Source organism: Halobacillus sp. BBL2006 (genome assembly GCF_000786645.1).
Taxonomy (GTDB): Bacteria; Bacillota; Bacilli; order Bacillales; family Halobacillaceae; genus Halobacillus.
Window position 1 is genome coordinate 1 of sequence record NZ_JRNX01000275.1, and the last position, 2391, is coordinate 2391.

The following is a 2391-nucleotide window of genomic DNA, read 5'->3' on the forward strand; positions in this document are numbered from 1 at the left end:
ATCCCACAGGGCGCAGCCCGAGGAAGCTCGCCGGTTCCCCCACAGGAAAGCGAGTCCTTCCCCAACGACCCTAAAACCTCACAAACATCTCGAAATCGAGTCTTCCATAATCCTGCACTTTAGTTGAACAAAGGTTTTGGTGCAGCTGTTCATTTTTCAATAAGTAACGACCTGAATCATGAATTGTTGAAGATCTGGTCAATTTCTTTTTTCGCCATATCTTCGTTGAACTCTTCCATTTTCTTAAGCTCATCAACGGAGTCACCGGAAAAGCTGTCTTCAGCATCGAACGGACGATTAGTATTTACAGACGGTTCCATACCGATCTGTCCAGCAGCGTTTGCTTCTGTCGGAATCTCAAATTTTTTCTTTGGCTGTTTTTTCATCTATTATCACCTCACCCTTTAGCTTTTGTCTTCATACCCGTTTCATTCAAATGTTTACACCTTTAATGAATTCACAAAAAAAGATGCCCGCCGAAAAATCGGAAGACATCTTTTGTGGGGAAGGGTAATCGTATTACGCTGGGGTGAGAATTCCTTCTTCCTTAAGGATGGATTCAATACCGAGGCGTGCTTCCTTCAATACAGACTCCCTCCATTCCTCATCATCAGGATAAAACATGTTTTGAAATTCTTTAAGAATCCATTGTCTATCTTCTTCCTGTTCAGCGCCTTTCCAGTACAATTGGTTTTCCAAAATAATCGTCGTAAACTCTCTGAGCTCTGCTTTTCTGCTTGTTCCGAACGTGCCGAACTCAAAGAGAGCAGAGAAAAGGTAAGTGTCTGGATTTACTTCCTTTTTCAATTTGTGAAAATAGTTGGTAGAATCACCCTTTACTTTTTCAGGTGTGAATTTTTCAATATTTTCCATTCTGTACTGTTCTTTCATTTCGTCTTCTTCACGTTCATCATGTTCAGAAACCACCATTGTGATCTCATTTGTCGGCCCTAGGGCGGTATGCCAATCCATATGAATGACACGTGGATAATCCGATAATAATTTCCGTTGCCACGCTTTTAAATATTTGGCTGATTCCTCTTGTTCGGCTCCTCCATAATAAACACCACGCTCAAACTCAAACTGTCCCATGCTCTTAGCTTTTTTAATCCCGCTGTATCCTTCTCTCATCATGCCCTTGCTTAACTGCTCATATAATTCAGTTTTTTCTTTTTTTACATCTTTTACTTTTTCATTCGGTTGGAAAATCTGACTTTCTTTTGCATAGTTTTCGTTCACATTTTCAGGCACAGAATCCGGCTCAAAAAAGTAATTACGGTTTAAATCCACGTTGTTCTCCGTTACACGACGGAAATTCCTCATCCCCCAAGGGTTAATCGCATGAACGAGGCAAATTCCTGTTATCTCTTCATCAATACCATCCAAGTACTCATTTACAAATAAATGAGTGACCGTCGCTCCTGTATACCCTTCAATTCCGTGTTCGCCTGTAGTAAAGAAGAGAACCTGTTCATTGGAGGAGTTAGCTTCTGAATAGATAACATCGATGGTGTTATCTTGCTCTTTTCCGATTTTCTTCGTAGATAATGTCGCTTCCGGCCATTTCTTTTTTATCGTCGATAAATGGTTTCTGAACGTTTGTCTGGATTGTTCGTAAGTAGTATTGAAGTACTTTTGTGTATCCTTCATGACTAACACCTTCCCGCTATTTTTCTAAACCATTCCACACTGAATTTAAAATAAACAACAATTCTTTAGATGAAACAAATATGTAATGAATTTTAGATATAGGCAGACGCTAGTTGGCTAAAAAAGTGTTTTGAAATATATCTTGGACTTTAAGTGGGCATACACACATTTATTATTACAGAATAAACTATCGAAGAACCTTAAAGGAGGAGCTTTTCTTGAATAATTACAGAGAATCTTCCAGCAGTAGTTCCATGGAGGAAATGAAACCTAATCAAATGAAAGACATGTGCCAACAGAATTTATATCAGTTTATACAAATTGAAACAAAAGACGGAAACATTTATACAGGGATTCTTCATAGTTATGATGAAGATCAAATGTTTGTCATTATGCCTAGTAGTCCACAAACGGCACAAACTAAAACGAACGACAATCGATTGTTTCCATTTTTTGGACCTTTTGGACTGTTTGGATTTCCGTTTTTTGGACTTTATCGATTTGGACCGTTTTATCCTTATTGGTGGTAATGTAGGGCTTAAAAAAGTGCACAGCCTTTGGAAACAATTCGAAGCTGTGCACTTTTTCTGCATCATTTTAAAATTGACTGAACCAAACACCGATTCCTGTTCCAATGTAGTTGCCGACAATATAGCCTAATGTTCCGACTAAAAGAATAGGGATGACAAGTTTGGTCCATCCTTTCGCGATTGCCATAGCTGCAGCTGTCGTCGGCCCGCC

4 protein-coding genes are annotated in these 2391 nt (G+C 39.2%); 1 reads left to right on the forward strand and 3 read right to left on the reverse strand.

Annotation, left to right across the window (positions count from 1 at the left end; translation table 11 throughout):
• Nucleotides 1-176: 176 nt before the first annotated feature.
• Both LD39_RS09145 and LD39_RS09150 read right to left on the reverse strand, forming a co-directional pair.
• Nucleotides 177-386 carry a hypothetical protein gene (locus LD39_RS09145; RefSeq protein WP_035545454.1) on the reverse strand — a complete coding sequence of 70 codons (210 nt, stop codon included), beginning with the start codon at nucleotides 384-386 and terminating at the stop codon, nucleotides 177-179.
• Between the two features lie 133 nt (nucleotides 387-519).
• A complete protein-coding gene (locus LD39_RS09150; protein WP_035545456.1) occupies nucleotides 520-1650 on the reverse strand; it encodes a M14 family metallopeptidase in 1131 nt (376 codons plus the stop codon).
• A 218-nt stretch (nucleotides 1651-1868) separates the two neighbouring features.
• Between LD39_RS09150 and LD39_RS09155 the strand changes: the two genes are divergently transcribed.
• Nucleotides 1869-2180 carry a hypothetical protein gene (locus tag LD39_RS09155; RefSeq protein WP_035545457.1) on the forward strand — a complete coding sequence of 104 codons (312 nt, stop codon included), beginning with the start codon at nucleotides 1869-1871 and terminating at the stop codon, nucleotides 2178-2180.
• A 67-nt stretch (nucleotides 2181-2247) separates the two neighbouring features.
• Here LD39_RS09155 and LD39_RS22075 read toward each other — a convergent pair.
• The coding region (locus LD39_RS22075; RefSeq protein ID WP_156112602.1) for a DUF819 family protein at nucleotides 2248-2391 on the reverse strand (144 nt) is incomplete at its 5' end.